This window comes from Pseudomonas sp. SWRI92 (assembly GCF_014268685.1).
Classification (GTDB): Bacteria; Pseudomonadota; Gammaproteobacteria; order Pseudomonadales; family Pseudomonadaceae; genus Aquipseudomonas; species Aquipseudomonas marvdashtae.
In genome coordinates this window covers 25,420-43,994 of record NZ_JABWQY010000010.1, presented here as the reverse complement: position 1 = coordinate 43,994, position 18,575 = coordinate 25,420, and the positions used below count along the sequence as shown (strand labels likewise).

The 18,575-nt window shown below is 60.8% G+C and carries 12 protein-coding genes; 7 read left to right on the top strand and 5 right to left on the bottom strand.

Annotated elements, in window-relative coordinates:
- Positions 1–10 precede the first annotated feature (10 nt).
- Together HU762_RS16510 and glnA are read right to left on the bottom strand one after the other, a co-directional pair.
- Positions 11–574 carry a chorismate mutase gene (locus tag HU762_RS16510; RefSeq protein WP_186638816.1) on the bottom strand — a complete coding sequence of 188 codons (564 nt, stop codon included), beginning with the start codon at positions 572–574 and terminating at the stop codon, positions 11–13.
- A 123-nt stretch (positions 575–697) separates the two neighbouring features.
- Positions 698–2,104 carry a type I glutamate--ammonia ligase gene (gene glnA, locus HU762_RS16505; protein WP_186638815.1) on the bottom strand — a complete coding sequence of 469 codons (1,407 nt, stop codon included), beginning with the start codon at positions 2,102–2,104 and terminating at the stop codon, positions 698–700.
- Positions 2,105–2,431: 327 nt separating this feature from the next.
- On the opposite strand from glnA, the gene thiI reads away from it, so the two are divergent.
- Complete coding sequence (gene thiI / locus HU762_RS16500; protein WP_186638813.1) at positions 2,432–3,886, top strand: tRNA uracil 4-sulfurtransferase ThiI; 1,455 nt, start codon at positions 2,432–2,434, stop codon at positions 3,884–3,886.
- Between the two features lie 134 nt (positions 3,887–4,020).
- Positions 4,021–5,841: a translational GTPase TypA gene (typA, locus tag HU762_RS16495; protein ID WP_186638811.1), complete on the top strand. Its 1,821-nt coding sequence runs from the start codon at positions 4,021–4,023 to the stop codon at positions 5,839–5,841.
- Between the two features lie 128 nt (positions 5,842–5,969).
- Here the strand turns inward: typA and HU762_RS16490 are convergent, their stop codons facing one another.
- Positions 5,970–6,407, bottom strand: a complete 438-nt coding sequence (locus HU762_RS16490) for a YkgJ family cysteine cluster protein (RefSeq protein ID WP_186638809.1) — start codon at positions 6,405–6,407, stop codon at positions 5,970–5,972.
- Between the two features lie 252 nt (positions 6,408–6,659).
- Here HU762_RS16490 and HU762_RS16485 point away from each other — a divergent pair, with 252 nt between their 5' ends.
- The 5 genes from HU762_RS16485 to HU762_RS16465 all read left to right on the top strand — a co-directional run bounded on the left by HU762_RS16485 (position 6,660) and on the right by HU762_RS16465 (position 16,114).
- Complete coding sequence (locus HU762_RS16485) at positions 6,660–9,110, top strand: glycogen/starch/alpha-glucan phosphorylase (RefSeq protein ID WP_186638807.1); 2,451 nt, start codon at positions 6,660–6,662, stop codon at positions 9,108–9,110.
- Between the two features lie 206 nt (positions 9,111–9,316).
- Positions 9,317–12,940 carry a DUF2339 domain-containing protein gene (locus HU762_RS16480; RefSeq protein WP_186638805.1) on the top strand — a complete coding sequence of 1,208 codons (3,624 nt, stop codon included), beginning with the start codon at positions 9,317–9,319 and terminating at the stop codon, positions 12,938–12,940.
- On the top strand, positions 12,937–14,307 hold the full coding sequence (locus HU762_RS16475; protein ID WP_186638803.1) for a DUF3999 domain-containing protein: 1,371 nt from the start codon (positions 12,937–12,939) through the stop codon (positions 14,305–14,307). The genes HU762_RS16480 and HU762_RS16475 overlap by 4 nt, the downstream gene beginning before the upstream one ends.
- A gap of 196 nt (positions 14,308–14,503) precedes the next feature.
- Complete coding sequence (locus HU762_RS16470) at positions 14,504–15,514, top strand: class 1 fructose-bisphosphatase (RefSeq protein WP_025211364.1); 1,011 nt, start codon at positions 14,504–14,506, stop codon at positions 15,512–15,514.
- Positions 15,515–15,517: 3 nt separating this feature from the next.
- Entirely contained in the window at positions 15,518–16,114 is a 597-nt protein-coding gene (locus tag HU762_RS16465; RefSeq protein ID WP_186638801.1) for a DUF924 family protein, read from the top strand.
- A gap of 166 nt (positions 16,115–16,280) precedes the next feature.
- Here the strand turns inward: HU762_RS16465 and HU762_RS16460 are convergent, their stop codons facing one another.
- On the bottom strand, positions 16,281–16,424 hold the full coding sequence (locus HU762_RS16460; RefSeq protein WP_186638799.1) for a hypothetical protein: 144 nt from the start codon (positions 16,422–16,424) through the stop codon (positions 16,281–16,283).
- A gap of 117 nt (positions 16,425–16,541) precedes the next feature.
- Positions 16,542–18,434 (bottom strand): methyl-accepting chemotaxis protein, encoded by a 1,893-nt coding sequence (locus HU762_RS16455; RefSeq protein WP_202883643.1) that lies wholly within the window; start codon positions 18,432–18,434, stop codon positions 16,542–16,544.
- Between the last annotated feature and the right edge of the window lie 141 nt (positions 18,435–18,575).

Genomic DNA, 18,575 nt, shown 5'->3' with positions numbered 1-18,575 from the left:
CCATTTTGATTCAGGTTTTCGGGTAGATACACAGTTCCGCCGTTGCTCGGATCAACGCCAGTCGGTGTACCGGGTGTTGCTTGTTGTGGTGGGTGGCTCGGGCCAGCCATTGTGGGCATTGCGGATCGGTGCGATAGGGGGCGAAGTCGGCCAGTTGTTGTAACAGGCGTTTTTGCAGCCGGTCGAGTTGTGGACGAATCTGTCCCACCAGGTCCGGACGTGGGAGGTCCGGAGCTTTGCCATCCAGGGCCCAGTCGGACAGGTTGATGTATTGCACCAGTTTGTTGGCTTCAATCTGGGCGGCGAAAAACGCTTCCACGGTTTCGCCAGTCAGTTTGTAGGCCGGTGCCTGGGCGACGGCAGCGGCGATGACTTCACGCTCGCGCTGACGGTCTTCCACGGGTTTATGGCTGTCCCATTTGCTCAGCGCCACTTGGTCTGCAAGCGCCAGGCGTTCGCCGATGGCGTTTAGCAGTGGCGTAAGGGCCTCAGGGGCGGGGGTTGAGGTGGCTTGGGCGGTAGAGGCCAGCAACGCGGCAGACAGGGCGAGGCAGAGCTTGAAGCGCAAAGTCATGGGCAGTCTCGTCTTCTATGGGGGAGCGACGAGGCATCATGCGCTTAACCTGCGCCCATGAAAAAGGCCTCCCGAAAGGAGGCCTCTTTTTATTTCACGCCGTGCGGGGCGGCGCTTACCGGATCAGCAGCTGTAGTACAGCTCATATTCCAGTGGGTGTACGAAGGTGCGAACCTTGATTTCTTCTTCGCTCTTCAATGCGATGTAGGCATCGATGAAGTCGTCGGAGAACACGCCGCCCTTGGTCAGGAACGCGCGGCCCTTGTCCAGCTCTTCCAGGGCTTCTTTCAGGCTGCCACAAACCTGTGGGATTTCCTTGGCCTCTTCAGGCGGCAGGTCATACAGGTTCTTGTCGGCGGCATCGCCAGGGTGGATCTTGTTCTGGATACCGTCCAGGCCAGCCATCATCAGAGCAGCGAAGGCCAGGTAAGGGTTGGCGGCCGGATCCGGGAAGCGTGCTTCGATACGACGAGCCTTAGGGCTGTTGACGTAAGGAATACGGATCGAGGCGGAGCGGTTGCGAGCCGAGTAGGCCAGCATGACCGGAGCTTCGAAGCCTGGCACCAGGCGCTTGTAGGAGTTGGTCGACGGGTTGGTGAAGCCGTTCAGGGCCTTACCGTGCTTGATGATACCGCCGATGAAGTACAGGGCAGTGTCCGACAGGCCGGCATAACCTTCGCCTGCGAAAGTGTTCTTGCCGTCCTTGGAGATCGACATGTGCACGTGCATGCCCGAACCGTTGTCGCCGTACAGCGGCTTCGGCATGAAGGTCGCGGTGCGGCCGTAGGCGTCGGCAACGTTGTGCACGCAGTACTTCAGGGTCTGGACTTCGTCAGCCTTCTTGACCAGCGTGTTGAATTTCACGCCGATTTCGTTCTGGCCGGCAGTCGCCACTTCGTGGTGGTGAACTTCGACGGTCTGGCCCATTTCTTCCAGTGCGTTGCACATGGAGGTACGGATTTCGTGGTCGAAGTCGAACGGAGGAACCGGGAAGTAGCCGCCCTTGACGCCAGGACGGTGGCCTTTGTTGCCGCCTTCCACGTCCTGGTCGGACATCCACGAACCCTGTTCGGAGAAGATCTTGAACATGGAACCGGAGATATCGGACTTGAATTTGACCGAGTCGAAGATGAAGAACTCAGGCTCAGGACCGAAGAATGCAGTGTCGCCGATGCCGGTGGACTTCAGGTATTCCTCGGCACGGTGGGCGATGGCGCGTGGGTCGCGGTCATAGCCTTGCATGGTCGAAGGTTCGATGATGTCGCAAACCAGGATTAGGGTCGGCTCTTCGGTGAACGGGTCCAGGACGGCGGTTTCGTCGTCCGGCATCAGGATCATGTCGGAGGCTTCGATGCCTTTCCAGCCGGAGATGGAGGAACCGTCGAACATCTTGCCGATTTCGAAGAATTCGTCGTCCAGCGCATCACGGGCCGGCATGGTCACGTGATGTTGAGTGCCCTTGGTGTCAGTGAAGCGCAGATCAATCCACTTGACGTCATGATCTTTGATGAGTTGAACCGACTTCGACATATGTCCTCCGGGTGGCTTCGGGCGGTAATGGTGTGCCCTTAGATATGGGTGATGCCGGCGCGAATACTCTGCCAAGGCAACCTGCCTCACAAGGGAGCAATTTGCATGCCAGTGCCCCAGCATGGGTTTTTTGCACCAAATACACGCTTTTAAACGGCGGGAATGCGGATTGTCGAACAATTGCGCACTGCAATGTGGCGCTTTTCGTCATTAATGAACCGTTTTGGTGCATGCAAAACCGCTCGCACATTAACTGGTCAAACCTTGAGCAATTTCCGCTATAATCCGCGCCCCCCTTTTTCGGCTGGCCGATCGCGCGCTGTTTTCATGAAACTAATCGTAAAAGTCTTCCCCGAGATCACCATCAAGAGCCGCCCGGTACGGATGCGTTTCATCCGCCAGTTGGCCAAGAACATCCGCGCCGTGCTCCGAGATCTGGACCCGGCCGTGGTGGTGAACGGTGTGTGGGACAATCTCGAATTGGAAACTCGCGTCAGCGATCCCAAGCTCCTGAAGGAAATGACCGAGCGCCTGAGCTGCATGCCGGGCATCGCGCATTTCCTGCAAGTCGACGAATACCCGCTGGGGGATTTCGACGACATCCTGGCCAAATGCATGCTTCATTATGGTGACGCGCTGGCCGGGAAGATCTTTTCGGTGCGCTGCAAGCGTGCCGGCAAGCACCCGTTCAGTTCGATGGACGTGGAACGTTATGTCGGCAGCCAGTTGCGCCGGCAGTGCGGTGCCGCGGGTATCTCGCTGAAAGAGCCGCAGATTGAAGTACGCATTGAAATTCGCGACCAACGGTTGTTCGTGATCCACAGCCAGCACGACAGCATCGGCGGCTATCCGCTGGGGTCGCTGGAACAGACGCTGGTACTGATGTCCGGTGGCTTCGACTCCACTGTCGCCGCCTACCAGATCATGCGTCGCGGGCTGATGAGCCATTTCTGCTTCTTCAACCTCGGCGGTCGCGCCCACGAATTGGGCGTGATGGAAGTGGCGCACTTCATCTGGAAGAAGTACGGCAGCTCCCAACGCGTGTTATTTGTGAGCGTGCCGTTCGAGGAAGTCCTGGGGGAGATTCTCGGCAAAGTCGATAACAGTCATATGGGCGTCATTTTGAAGCGTATGATGTTGCGGGCCGCGTCGAACATCGCCGACCGCCTGCAGATCGACGCGCTGGTGACTGGCGAGGCGATTTCCCAGGTGTCGAGCCAGACGTTGCCGAACCTGTCGGTCATTGACTGCGTCACTGAAAAACTCGTGCTGCGCCCACTGATTGCCAGCCACAAGCAGGACATCATCGACCAGGCCAATGAAATCGGCACCGCCGATTTTGCCCGGCACATGCCTGAGTACTGCGGGGTCATCTCGGTCAATCCGAAGACGGCGGCCAAGCGCGGACGCGTGGAACACGAAGAGAAAGCATTCGACATGGCGGTCCTCGAGCGTGCGATCGAGAACGCCAGGCTGGTGCCAATTGATCGGGTCATCGATGAGTTGGGCCAGGACATACAGATTGAGGAAGTCGGCGAAGCATTGGCCGGTCAGATCATCATCGACATCCGTCACCCGGATGAAGCTGAGGACGACCCGCTGGATGTCGCCGGCATCGAGGTACAAACGATGCCGTTCTATGCAGTGAACGCGCGTTTCAAGGAACTGGACTCTACTCGCCAGTACCTGCTGTATTGCGACAAAGGCGTGATGAGTCGCCTGCATGCCCACCATTTGCTCAGTGAGGGGCATGCCAATGTGCGCGTTTATCGACCGAGCTAAGTGCCCGGGGCTGTTTGCCTGTGGCCTGCGTCACCGGCCCCCCGACGCCGCCGACACGCTGTAATTGTCGGACTCTACTGTAAATCGCTGCCACGACCTGTCAGCACACCGAATCCTCTGATCGAGATACACAAGTGATCGAAAATCTACGCAACATCGCCATCATTGCTCACGTTGACCATGGTAAGACCACCCTGGTAGACAAACTCTTGCGTCAATCCGGCACCCTGGAGCGCAACGAGCTCAACGACGAGCGCGTGATGGACTCCAACGACCAGGAAAAAGAGCGCGGTATTACCATCCTGGCGAAAAACACCGCCATCAACTGGAACGGCTACCACATCAACATCGTGGATACCCCGGGCCACGCCGACTTCGGCGGTGAAGTAGAGCGCGTGATGTCGATGGTCGACTCCGTGCTGCTGCTGGTCGACGCCCAGGACGGCCCTATGCCGCAAACCCGTTTCGTGACCAAGAAGGCTTTCGAAGCCGGCCTGCGTCCGATCGTGGTCATCAACAAGGTTGACCGTCCAGGCGCGCGTCCGGATTGGGTTCTGGACCAGATCTTCGACCTGTTCGACAACCTCGGTGCCACCGAAGAACAGCTGGACTTCAAAGTCGTCTACGCCTCGGCCCTGAACGGTATTGCCGGTCTGGACCACACCGCCATGGCTGAAGACATGACCCCGCTGTACCAGTCGATCGTCGACGACGTACCTGCGCCGAAAGTCGACCGTGACGGTCCGTTCCAGATGCAGATCTCGGCACTGGACTACAACAGCTTCCTGGGTGTTATCGGTGTTGGCCGTATCGCCCGTGGTCGCATCAAGCCGAACACCCCGGTGGTCGCCATCGACGCCGACGGCAAGCGCCGCAACGGTCGTATCCTCAAGCTGATGGGTCACCACGGCCTGCACCGCATCGACGTTGAAGAAGCAGCGGCCGGCGACATCGTCTGCATCAGCGGCTTCGACCAGCTGTTCATCTCCGATACCCTGTGCGACCCACTGAACGTCGAAGCGATGAAGCCGCTGACCGTTGACGAACCTACCGTTTCGATGACCTTCCAGGTTAACGACTCGCCGTTCTGCGGCCGCGAAGGCAAGTTCGTGACCAGCCGTAACATCAAGGAACGCCTGGACAAGGAACTGCTCTACAACGTTGCCCTGCGCGTTGAAGAAGGCGACTCGGCCGACAAGTTCAAAGTGTCTGGCCGTGGTGAGCTGCACCTCTCGGTACTGATCGAAACCATGCGTCGCGAAGGCTTCGAAATGGGTGTAGGTCGTCCTGAAGTGATCATCCGCATGGTCGATGGCGTCAAGCACGAACCGTACGAAAACGTGACCATCGACCTGCCGGAAGAATCCCAGGGCGCGATCATGGAGCAAATGGGCCTGCGTAAAGGCGACCTGACCAACATGGTTCCGGATGGCAAGGGCCGTGTGCGCCTTGAGTACAACATCCCGGCCCGTGGCCTGATCGGTTTCCGTAACGAATTCCTGACCCTGACCTCTGGCGGCGGCATCCTGACTTCGATCTTCGATCGTTACGACGTGATGAAGTCCGGCGACATGTCCGGCCGTCAGAACGGCGTGCTGGTATCGGTTGCGACCGGCAAGGCACTGACCTATTCGTTGGAAACCCTGCAAGCGCGCGGCAAGCTGTTCGTCGAGCACGGCCAGGATATCTACGAAGGTCAAATCGTCGGCCTCAACAGCCGCGACAACGACCTGGGCGTGAACCCGACCAAGGGCAAGAAGCTCGACAACATGCGTGCTTCGGGCAAAGACGAAACCATCGCACTGGTTCCGCCGGTCAAGTTCACCCTGGAGCAAGCTCTGGAGTTCGTACAAGAAGACGAACTCTGTGAAGTGACGCCGAAGTCGATTCGCCTGCGTAAGAAAATCCTTGGCGAAAGCGAGCGTACCCGCGCTGCCAAGAAAAGCGGTAACTGAGTTTCGACTTAGTTGACGGCTGAAAAAAACGCCCCCGGTCGCGAGACAGGGGGCGTTTTTTTATGTCTGGGTTTAACGGTGTAGCAAAGCGGCAATCGCGAGTGGATGCCAGGAAAGCTAGCGTCCGATCAAAATTTGTCCAGCGTCCGTGGATTACGCTCGCGTTCCACTTCCTTGGGCTTGTAGGCGCAGAAACCCGGCCGTGGTCCGACCCGCGGGTGATTGCGGCAGGTGTCCGGGCGTTTCTCGTAAATGGTGCACAGCCGGCTCTTGCGGTCCAGATACAGGCAATCGTTGTTACTCATGCGCTGGAGCGTGAAGATTTCCGACTTCTGGTTGTAGCGCTCGACAATCCCTTCCTTTTGCAGGCGCTTGGCGATGTTTTTTGGCGGGTCGCCCAGCTCGAACTCATCGACGATGCCGATGCGGATCAGGTCCTTGATCTTGACTTCTACCGGCAGCGTGCAGCAGCTCGACACGCAGGAACCGCACATCGGGGCGGAGTACTTGGCCCAGGTATCGAGTCGGTCGATCTCCGCGGCGGCGATCAGGTTGGGCTTCATCATCAAGGTTTACCAGCATGCATCAGGGCGCGCGATCATACCGGGACTGGTGAAATTTTGAACGACCATCCGCCGGTTTTTTTTCTGGTCCGACAAAACTCCCCGAGACCGGCACGGCCCCTGCATTGATGCCCTTAATTGGCATTTCTTTGGCGACGAATCTCCGACGCCTTGGAAAAACACCGAACCAGAGCCAGTACCGTCTGTCAGACCGACTAGGCTCAGACAATTCCATGCTCGTTCGAGGTCTCATCAATGACTCAAGAACCACTTGTTCGCGAAGCGGAGGTTGCCGCGTTTCGCGACGCCGTGTTGACCAAACTCACTTATGCCGTCGGCAAGGATCCCGATCATGCGTTTGATCACGATTGGTTCGAAGCCATAGCCCTTGCCGCCCGCGATCACATGGTCGAACACTGGATGGACCACACGCGGCAGATCTACCGCAAGGGCCAGAAGCGGGTCTATTACCTCTCCCTGGAATTTCTCATCGGTCGCCTGCTCTATGACAGCCTCAGCAACCTCGGCCTTCTGGACACCGCCCGCGAGGCGTTGACCGAGCTGGGCGTGGACCTGGAGCGCATCCGCCTGCTGGAGCCCGACGCGGCCTTGGGCAACGGTGGCCTCGGCCGCTTGGCGGCGTGCTTCATGGAAAGCATGTCGACCTTGGGCATTGCTGGCCATGGCTATGGCATCCGCTATGAGCACGGCCTGTTCCGCCAGGCGATAGTCGATGGCTGGCAGCAGGAGCAGACCGAGCACTGGCTGGATTTCGGCAACCCCTGGGAGTTCGAGCGGCCGGAGGTGGCCTACCCGATCGGCTTTGGCGGCAGCGTCGAGACCGTCACCGACGACGCCGGCAAGACCCGCCAGGTCTGGTCCCCGGCCGAAACCGTACGGGCCATCGCCTACGACACACCGGTAGTGGGCTGGCGCGGTGCCAGCGTCAATACCCTGCGCCTGTGGCGCGCCCGCGCTGTGGAAGACCTGCACCTGGAGCGCTTCAACGCTGGCGACCACCTCGGCGCAGTGGCCGAAGTGGCCCGGGCCGAGAGTATTTCCCGCGTGCTGTACCCGGCTGATAGCACCGAGGCTGGCCAGGAGTTGCGCCTGCGTCAGGAGTATTTTTTCGTCGCCGCTTCGTTGCAGGATTTGCTGCGCCGTCATCGCAACATGCACACCTCGGTGCTGACCCTGGGCGACCATGCCGCCATCCAACTCAACGACACCCACCCGTCGATTGCCGTGGCCGAGTTGATGCGCCAGTTGGTAGACGTCTACGACGTGGCATGGGACGCGGCCTGGCAGGTCACCCAGGACACGCTGTCCTACACCAACCACACACTGCTGCCTGAAGCCCTGGAAACCTGGCCCGTGGGTCTGATGGAGCGCATGTTGCCGCGGCACATGCAGATCATCTATCTGATTAACGCCCAGCACATCGATTCGCTGCGGGCCAAGGGCGTGCACGACTTCGACGTGCTGCGTTCGGTGTCGCTGATCGAGGAAGACAACGGCCGTCGGGTGCGCATGGGTAACCTCGCGTTCCTCGGTTCCCACAGCGTCAACGGCGTATCCGCACTGCACACGCAATTGATGCGCAGCACTGTGTTCTCCGAGATGCACAAGCTTTACCCGGACCGGATCAACAACAAGACCAACGGCATCACCTTCCGCCGCTGGCTGTTCCAGGCCAACGCCGAATTGACCTCGATGATGGTCGACGCCCTCGGCCCGAGCGTGCTCGACAACCCCGAGGAGCGCCTGATCGAGCTGGAACCGTTCGCTGACAAGCCGGCGTTCCGCAAGCAGTTCGCCGAACAGCGCCTGCACAGCAAGAAAGCCTTGGCCTACCTGATCCACGAGCGGCTGGGCATCGCCGTCAACCCGGCGGCGATGTTCGACGTGCAGGTCAAGCGGATCCACGAGTACAAGCGCCAGTTGCTCAACCTGATGCACACCGTGGCGCTGTACCAGGCAATCCGCGCGGAGCCGGAAGTGGACTGGGTGCCACGGGTGAAGATCTTCGCCGGCAAGGCCGCCGCCAGTTATCACCAGGCCAAGCTGATCATCAAACTGACCAACGACATCGCCCGCGTGGTCAACAACGACCCGACCGTGCGCGGCCTGCTCAAGGTGGTGTTCCTGCCTAACTACAACGTCAGCCTGGCCGAGAGCATCATCCCGGCGGCTGACCTGTCGGAGCAGATTTCCACCGCCGGTTTCGAGGCGTCGGGTACCAGCAACATGAAGTTCGGCCTCAACGGCGCGTTGACCATCGGCACCATGGACGGCGCCAACGTGGAAATGCACGAGCGGGTCGGTGGCGAGCACATGTTCATATTCGGCCTGACCGCCGAGCAGGTGGAAGCGCGCAAGCGCAACGGTGAATTCAGCGCCGCGCCGGACGTCGCCGCGTCCCACAGGCTCAACGACGTGCTGCAGGCGATTCGTGGCGGCGTGTTCTCGCCGGACGATCCGATGCGCTACACCGGGCTGGTGGACTCGCTGGTGGATTATGACCGCTTCCTGGTCTGCGCCGATTTCGACGCGTATTGGAACGCCCAGGCCAAGGTCGAGGAGCGTTGGCACGACTCCAAGCAGTGGTGGCGTTCGGCGGTGCTCAACACCGCGCGCATGGGCTGGTTCTCCTCGGACCGGACCATTCGCGAATACGCCACCGACATTTGGAAGGCCCTGGACTGATCTGTTGCAAGAAATGTGAGCGAAGCCCAGCGGTCGTTGGGCTTCGTCGATATACTAGGCGCCAGTTTCGCCGGGCTTGATGGTCGCCGGGCCCAGCACTGGGAATACCGACAATCCGACAGGGTTTGGACGGTTTCGCCAGGCTGGCCCGGGCACCGCATCATCCCGGTCATGCCCGCAACGGGTGGCTTAGGGATATCGACCATATGCAATGGATTTTGACGCTGTTGGGCCTGGCCCTTGGCTGGGTGGTGGATGAGTCGTTCGCCGATGCGCTGGTCGGGGCGTTGGTGGGGCTCGGCGTCGCCCAGGCGTATCGATTGGGACGACTGGGTATCCAAGTCGCCAAGCAACAGCTCTTGTTGCAAGACGCCCAGCAGAGCGTGCTCACATTGGAAGCGCGTCTAGCGGCCCTCGAAAGCGGCGCCGTTGTCGCGCCGAGTGATCCGACTCCGGCGCCCGAATCTGTAGTGCCCCAGGCCGCAAGGCCCGAAGCCCGCACCGGGCCGGAGCTCGTCTGGGATCTGCCACCCGAGCTCGAACCCGTCTCCGTCATGGCCACCCAGGCCAGCCAGCCGTTGCCGGAAGAAATCTGGAGCCCTGCGCCAGCAGTCTCCAGCCGGCGCGCTGACCGCGACTTTGAGCCTCTCCCTATGGAGCCGAGGGTTGCGGAACCGGCAGCCCCTCGTGGCCCGAATCTGTTCGACCGTGCCTGGACCGGCGCGCGCAACTGGCTGTTCGGCGGCAACACCGTGCTGCGAGTGGGTGTGGTGTTGCTGTTCCTTGGCCTGGCCTTTTTGCTGCGCTACGCCACCGAAGGCATGATCGTGCCGATCGAGGTGCGTTACGCCGGCGTCGCGGCCAGCGCCTTGGGCCTGCTGGGCCTGGGCTGGTGGTTGCGCCAACGCAACAGCAACTATGCGCTGATGTTGCAGGGCACGGGGATTGCGGTGCTGTACCTGACCGTATTTGCTGCCATGCGCTTGCATCCGTTGCTCGACTCCAAGGCTGCCTTGGGCCTGCTGGTGGCGGTCACGGTGTTTTCGGCGATCCTGGCCGTTACCCAAAACGCCCTGGGTTTGGCCGCGGCCGCGGCATTGGGCGGGTTTGCCGCGCCGATCCTGACGTCCACTGGCAGCGGTAATCATGTCGCGCTGTTCAGCTATTTCATCCTGCTCAATACCGGGATCTTCGCCATTGCCTGGTTCAGGGCCTGGCGCCTGCTCAACCTGATTGGCTTCGTTGGCACCTTCGGTATCGGTTTTGCCTGGGGCCTGCGTTCCTATGCGCCGGAACTGTTGTGGAGCACGGAACCGTTCCTGATTGTTTTCTTCCTGATGTACCTGGCGATCGGCTTGCTGTTCACCCGGCGCAAACTGCAGGAAATGAGCGATGCCCCCGAAGATGACAGCCGCGATGCCGTGCTGCGCTGGTCGGCGCGCAAGGGCGACTACGTGGACGGCACCATGCTGTTCGGCCCGCCGTTGGTAGGCTTCGGCTTGCAATTGGCATTGGTGCAGCATCTGGAATTCGCCGCAGCGTTCAGTGCCCTGGCCCTGGGCATGATCTACATGGGGCTGGCTCGGGTACTGATGGGCGGTCGCGCCGTGCTGCTGGCTGAAACCTGCCTGGCCCTGGGTGTGATTTTCACCAGCCTGGCCATTCCGCTTGGCCTTGATGCCCGCTGGACTGCCGCGGCATGGGCGGTGGAAGGTGCCGGGATCTTCTGGCTGGGCCTGCGCCAGCAGCGGCCGTTCGCGCGAATCTTTGCGCTGTTGCTGCAATTGGGCTCGGCACTGGCCTTCATCAGCGAACTGAGTACCGGCGAAAGCAGCCTGCTCGAAGGCGCGCCGCTGGGCGCGTTGATGCTTGGCATGGCCTTGCTGTTTAGCTTCTATCAGCTGCGCAAGGCTGACCCTGGGCACACTGCAAGCTGGGAGCGCCGCGGGCAGTCCGTGCTGGCGGTGCTGGGGCTGGGCTTCCTTTATCTGTTGGCGCCGCTGTTCTTCTTCATCCACGGCACAGCCATCGCCTGGGCGCTGGCCGGCCTGGCGACGCTGGTTGTTGGCCTGCGCCTGCAATCGCGCGCGTTCCTGTTTACCGCGTTTGCCGTGCAACTGCTGGGCGGCGCGCTGTTTTTGCTGCGCCTGCAAGGCGCCGAAGGGGATTCGGCAGCGGTGCTCAATGCCGGTTGGAGCGGTCTGCTCAGCGCCTCGCTGATCGGCCTGGCATTGATTGGCGGCATGTTGCTGGCGGCTCGCGACGACATGGTGCGCAACGACGTCCGGTTGCTGCGCGGCTTGTCGGTGGTGTTGCTGGCCGGGTTGGTGCTGATCAACCTTGCCGTGCTGTTCGTCCTGCCCTGGCAAACGGCGAGCGGGGTGTGGGCGGCCAGCGGCCTGCTGATTATCTGGCTGAGCCTGTACCTCAAACAACGCGTGAGCTTTGTCTTTGGCCTGTTGCTGCAAGTGCTTGGTGGTGCGTCGTTCCTGCTGGCAGGGCCGGCACTGCTGGGCCCGCTCGATGCCGAGGACTTGCGGCCCCTGGCCCACAGCGGTTTCTGGACGCCGCTGGTGCTGGGGCTGGCAGCGCTGGTGGGCGCTTGGCGCCTGCAACGGGCGCACGCGGCGCAGGAACTCGACGCCTTGAGCTTGCAGCGCTTGTCCGAGTTGTTGCTGATCTGGGGTGGCGGTTGGTGGGCGCTGGCGTGGGTCAGCGAAGTGCTGCGCTTTGCCCCGCAAGACCTGCAAGGTAGCTTGTTGCTGATGGTCGCGGCCGCCAGCGTGGCGGTGTGGAGCGTATTGTCGCTGCGGTTGAAATGGCCGGCGCTGGGGCTGCTGTGCACCTTGCTGATTCCAGCAGCAGGCTGTGTGCTGGTGGCTACGGGGCACAGTCACTATCACCCGGCGGCGAACTTTGGCTGGCTGGCTTGGCTGGCGGTATTTGCCGTGCATTTCCTGTCTCTGAAACGCCTGGCCGCGACGCTGCCGGCCCAGGCGCGCAGTACCGCTCATGTGCTCGGTTGCTGGTTGCTGATGGCGGTGCTGATGTTGGAGTTGCGTTACGGCCTGCTGTTGCTGTCCGAGCAGTACAACGCCTGGCGCTGGCTGGCCTGGGCGATCCTGCCAGGCCTTTACCTGGTGCTGATGGCCACGCCGCGTACCTTGCCGTGGCCGGTATCGGCCCAACCGCGCGAATATCGTGTCTACGCGGCGGCGCCCATGGCGCTGTTGATGCTCGGTTGGTTCTGGATGACCAACACCTTCAGTGACGGCAACTCAGAGCCACTGCCTTACGTGCCGTTGCTCAATCCCTTGGAGCTGGGCCTGCTGTTCGCCTTGTTCGGCATCTATGTGTGGGCCCGCAACGCCGTGGAGCAATCGACGAACCGCTGGAATCGCATCGGACAGATCGCCCAGTTGATCGCCGGTGTGTCGCTGTTCGCGTTCTTCACCGCCTTGGTGATGCGCGTTGCCCACCAGTGGATGGATGTCCCGTACGAGCTGGACGCGCTGCTTGAATCCATGTTCGTGCAGGCCGGCTTGTCCATCGTCTGGACCTTGATTGCCCTCGGCCTGATGATTGGCGGGCATCTGCGGCATCGGCGTGAAGTGTGGTTGATCGGCGCGGCGCTGATCGCCGTGGTGGTCGCCAAGTTGTTCTTTGTCGAATTGAGTAACCGTGGCGGTCTGGCGCGGATCGTGTCGTTTATCGGCGTGGGGGTCTTGTTGTTGGTGGTGGGCTACTTTGCGCCGCTGCCACCGAAACGCCCGGAAACGGTCTCGGAAACCGAGCCGCCGATGCCTGTCAGTGAGGGAGTGTCGTCTTGAGTCGCAAGTTGAATCGGATCGGGCTGGGTGTGGTCGGGTTGTGGGTGGCGCTGTCGGCCACCGCCCAGGAAAAACCGGCGGACTTCGCCCATCAGGTGCCTCTGGCCTTGAGCGGGGAGGGGCCTTGGTATCGCCTGCCGTTGCCGCTTGACGTCCAATTGCAGGCGCGGCAGACCGACCTCAGCGACCTTCGGGTCTTCAACGCGGCCGGACAGCCTCAAGCGTATGCGTTGGTTCGTGAATCGGCGCAGAGCCGGGAGAACCGCACCCTCACCGACGTGAAGTGGTTTCCGCTCTACAACGCTGCCGATGACAGCGAGCGAGCGCCCAGCGTGCGCGTGCAATCGAACGCCAACGGCACGTTGGTCGAAGTCCAGCCGTCCAGTCGGCTCGAAGCGGGCGAAGAGGAGCTGCGTGGCTGGTTGCTGGATGCCAGCGCGATCAAGGCGCCTTTGCAGCAATTGATCCTCGACTGGACCAGCGAACGCGACGGCTTCCAGCGCTTCACCATCGAAGCCAGTGACGATTTGCAACACTGGCAAGCATGGGGCGAAGGCCAGATTGCGCGACTGACCTTCGCCGACGAGCGGGTCGAGCAGCATGAAGTGAACTTGCCGGGGCAATCGGCGCGGTATTTGCGGTTGCTGTGGGATTCGCCTTCCTCGGCGCCGGTGCTGACCTCGGCTCAGTTGCAAAGCGCCAGCCGCGAGAGCCTGCCGTTGCCGTTGGTGTGGTCGCGGCCTTTGGCCGGTAGTACGACGAAGGCCGGTGAATACACTTGGCAGTTGCCCATGGGGTTGAATATCGAGCAGGTGCAGGTGGAACTGAGCCAGGCCAACAGCCTGGCGCCGGTGACCCTGGCCGGCCGCCGTGAAAGCAGCCAGTCTTGGCAGCCGATGGGCAGCGGTTTGCTCTATCGCTTGACCCAGAACGGCCAGGACGTGCTGCAAAACCATCTGCAACTGTCCGGACAAACTGTCCAGCAGTTGAAACTGACCGTGGATGAACGCGGCGGTGGCTTGGGCGTCGAAGCCCCGGCCCTGCGTTTTGCCGTGCGCCCGACGCAGGTGGTGTTCCTGGCGCGTGGCGAAGGCCCGTACAGCCTGGCGCTGGGCAGCGCGACGGTGAAAGCGGCGAGCCTGCCGTTGACAACATTGGTGCCGGATTACAAACCGTCGCGGCTGACGACGTTGGGAGCGGCGACAGTGAACGGTGCGGCCACCTCGACCCCGGCGGCTGAAACCACGCCCGCGACCGTCGAGACCAACTGGAAAAAAATCGGCCTGTGGGTGGTATTGCTGCTGGGCGTGCTGTTCCTCGCGGCGATGGCGTTCAGCCTGCTGCGCAAGCCGCCGGTCAATAACTGAAGCGCCTGCTCATGGACAGGCTCGCTTCCATAACGGGCGAGCCAGTTGGTGATGCCTCCCCTTTATCAACATAAACACCGAAGCGAGCCCCAGCCCGTGAACTCAATCCTCCATATCCCGTCTCATAGGAGGAATTAAGTCCCGACTCGCGCTAAACTGCGCGGGTTTTTCCGCCCCCTATTCTTCGGAGCCGTCCATGTCCCGCGTTACCTTGAGTCGCTATTTGATTGAGCAGACCCGCAGCAACAATACCCCTGCCGATCTGCGCTTTTTGATCGAAGTGGTGGCGCGTGCGTGCAAAGAGATCAGCCACGCCGTCTCCAAAGGCGCGTTGGGTGGTGTCCTGGGCAGCATGGGCACCGAAAACGTGCAGGGCGAAGTGCAGAAGAAACTCGACGTGCTGTCGAACGAAATCCTGCTCGAAGCCAACGAATGGGGCGGCCACCTGGCTGGCATGGCGTCCGAAGAAATGGACAACGCCTACCAGATCCCGGGCAAATACCCCAAGGGTGCCTATCTGCTGGTGTTCGACCCACTGGACGGTTCGTCGAACATCGACATCAACGCGCCGGTCGGCACCATCTTCTCGGTGCTGCGTTGCCCGAACGAGTACCTGAGCCAGAACGAAGCCCTGAATGAAAAGGCCTTCCTGCAGCCGGGCACCGAACAGGTCGCCGCCGGTTATGCCATTTACGGTCCTCAGACAATGCTGGTGTTGACCCTGGGCGACGGCGTGAAGGGTTTCACCCTGGACCGTGAGATGGGCAGCTTCGTGCTGACCCACGAAGACATCACCATTCCTGAAACCACCCAGGAATTCGCCATCAACATGTCCAACCAGCGTCACTGGGAAGCCCCGGTACAACGCTACGTCAACGAGTTGTTGGCCGGTGAAGAAGGTCCGCTGAAAAAGAACTACAACATGCGCTGGGTCGCCGCGATGGTTGCCGATGTGCACCGTATCCTGACCCGTGGCGGTCTGTTCATGTACCCGCGTGACAGCCGTGAGCCGTCCAAGCCGGGCAAGCTGCGCCTGATGTACGAAGCCAACCCGATGTCGTTCCTGGTGGAGCAGGCCGGTGGCGCTTCCACCGACGGGCACCAGCGCATCCTCGATATCCAGCCTGAAGGCCTGCACCAGCGCGTAGCAGTGTTCCTTGGCTCGAAAGAAGAAGTGGCCCGCGCCACGGCCTACCACAAGGAATAAATCATGGCCGAGCCCTGGCAGCCGTTGCTCGATTGGTGGTTTGGTACAGCCCAGACGCCGGACGAAATAGCGGCTGAAAAGGGCAAGCTGTGGTTCGGCAAAGGCCATGATCGCCAGGCGCAAGAGCGCTTCGGCGATCAGGTCGAGCAGGCACTGGCCGGCGGATTGACCGATTGGGCGCAACGCTCGGAAGGTTGGCTGGCCCTGGTGCTGCTACTGGATCAACTCCCGCGGATGATCTATCGCAACACGCCCAAGAGCTTTTCCGGTGACCTGCGTGCCCAAGCGCTGGTCGCCCAAGGCCTGGCGGCAGGGTTTGACCGGCAACTCAAGCCGATCCAGCGGGTATTCATCTACCTCGTGCTCGAACACTGCGAAAACCTCGCGGTACAGAACGAAGCCGTGTCGCGGTTCATCGAGCTGGTCCGAGAACAGCCGCAGGCGCAGCGGGCGGTGTTTGAAGACAACCTGGATTATGCCGAACGGCATCAGAAGATCATTGCTCGGTTTGGACGCTTTCCCCATCGCAATGCGGTGTTGGGGCGCGAGTCGACGGCTGAGGAGATGGAGTTTTTGAAGAGACCTGGGTCCAGGTTTTGAACATGCTGCGGGAGCTGATTCGATGTTCGCGAGCAGACTCGTCCCCATTACGTATGTTCGTTGCGCGCAACACGTGCGTTTGCAGGAGATCAGATGAGCGAGCCAACGGTTAAATAGCTGTGCTACTGCTTAGGAGCGGCTCAGCGCTGCATTTCGCCGTGTACGTTTATTGAAGATCCATCTCTTCCAATTCTGCGAACACTTCTTCAGTTTCCCGAAGCTTCTTTTCTTCGATTTCCTGATTGCCGATGGCCAACAGCATTAACAGTGCCGCTGTATCCTCTGGTTGACTGATATTTTTTGTGTCCATGGTTACTGCCTCGGTTTCGTCGTCTTGATAGAAGATGAAATTGTAGAGGGATTATCATAGTCGATGGTGCTGAATGAGCCCCCATCGCGAGCCAGCTCGCGATGGGTATCCCATGCGCTAGATCCTGAAACTACCCACCAACTGCTTCAACCGCGCCGCCTGCTGTTCCAGGTCGGCACAGGCCCGCAACGTGGCTTGCAGGTTTTCCACGCCTTCCTGGTTCAGGGTGTTGATTTCGGTGATGTCGACGTTGATCGATTCCACCACGGCGGTCTGTTCTTCGGTGGCGGTCGCCACGGACTGGTTCATGCCGTCGATTTCTCCGATGCGCTGGGTCACGCTGCCCAGGCGTTCGCCGGCCTGGTTGGCGATGCCGACGCTGCTCTCGCTCTGGCGCTGGCTGTCGGTCATGGTCAGCACCGCTTCCCGCGCGCCGACTTGAAGCTCTTCGATCATCTTCTTCACTTGCTGCGCTGAATCCTGGGTGCGGTGGGCCAGGTTGCGTACTTCGTCGGCGACCACCGCGAAGCCACGCCCGGCTTCACCAGCGCGGGCGGCTTCGATGGCGGCGTTCAGTGCGAGCAGGTTGGTCTGTTGGGAAATGCTGGTGATCACTTCGAGAATCTGGCCGATGTTCACCGTGTTGCTGTTCAGGGTTTCGATGTTGCCGCACGAATCGCTGATCTTGGCCGACAGTTGCTGCATCGCCGTGATGGTTTTATCCACCACTTGCTGGCCATCTTCAGCGAGGTTGCGGGCTTCGCTGGAATGCTGCGAGGCGAGGGCGGCGTTCTGGGCGATTTCCTGGGCGGCGGCGCCGAGCTCGTTGATCGCCGCGGCCACGCTGCTGGTGCGCGACGCCTGCTGGTCGGAGTTGTACATCGACGAGTTGGACGCGCTGACTACGCGCAGCGCCACTTCGTTGACCTGACCGGTCGCCGAAGCGACTTCGCGGATCGATGTATGGATACGTTCTACAAATCGGTTGAACGAAGTGCCCAGGGCGCCAAATTCGTCCTGGCCATGAATGACCAGGCGCCGTGTCAGGTCACCTTCGCCCTCGGCGATGTCGTGCATGGCGCGGCCCATGGTCAGCAGCGGTTGCATCAGCACGCGGATCAGCATGCCTAGCAGGGCGATGATGAACACCACGGCGATGGCCATGGCAATCAGCGCCGAGGTACGGAATTCGCTGAGCATCGCCAGCGCCGTGCTCTTGTCGAGCACCAGCGCTACGTACCAATCCGCCCCGGGTACGCCATTCACGTGGGTGAAGGAGATAAATTGGGTCTTGCCGTCGAGCTCGACTTCCTTCAAGCCCGGGCTGACGTGTGGCGCGCCGTTGGGGTAGGCCTCGGCGAGGGTCTTGAGCACGCGCTTGCTGTCGGGATGGACCAGGATCTTGCCGTCGGCACTGACGATGAACGCATGGCCGTGGCCGCCGAAATTCAGCGAGTTGATGATGGCGCTGACGCTCGACAGGTCGATGTCCGCTCCCGCCACGCCGATCATCTGGTTCTGGCGTTGTACCGGCGTGGCAACAGTGATTACCAGCTTGCCCGACGAAGCCGCGATGTAGGGTTCGGTGACGATGGTTTGCTGGGCGCTGTTGGCGGCCTTGTACCAGCCGCGAGCGCGAGGGTCGTAATCGGCGGCACGATTGCCGGCGGGTATCGAGAACATGACGCCGTCGGTACCGCCGAAATAGCTGAGCTGGAAGTTGCCGGTGTAGGCAGGCAGGCCCACGGCGCGCTTCAAGCTCTCGGCGCTGTTTCCATCGATGGCGATTTGCTGGGCCAGCGATTGCAGCAGTTGAATACGGCCCTCGACCCACGTCTGGATATTACGACTGGTCAGGTTGCCGAGTTCCTGCATGGACGTCTCGGTGCTGGCGTTGAGGCTTTGTCGTTGGCGGTAATCGTTGAACAGGATGAAACAGGCGAATGCGACGGCCACAACGAGGGCGGCAGCCAGCAGGATTTTATGGCTGAATTTCATGTTTCTGGTCATTAAGAGCGCTACCGCGGAGGGACGGGTCAGAAAGGGGCGCCAATTTGCCATAACACTGGACTTTGCGCTGTTACTTTTTATCGGCGCAAAGGTCCGGCCCATCAGGCGTCAGCGGCCCATTCCCGACGAAAGGCACGACGG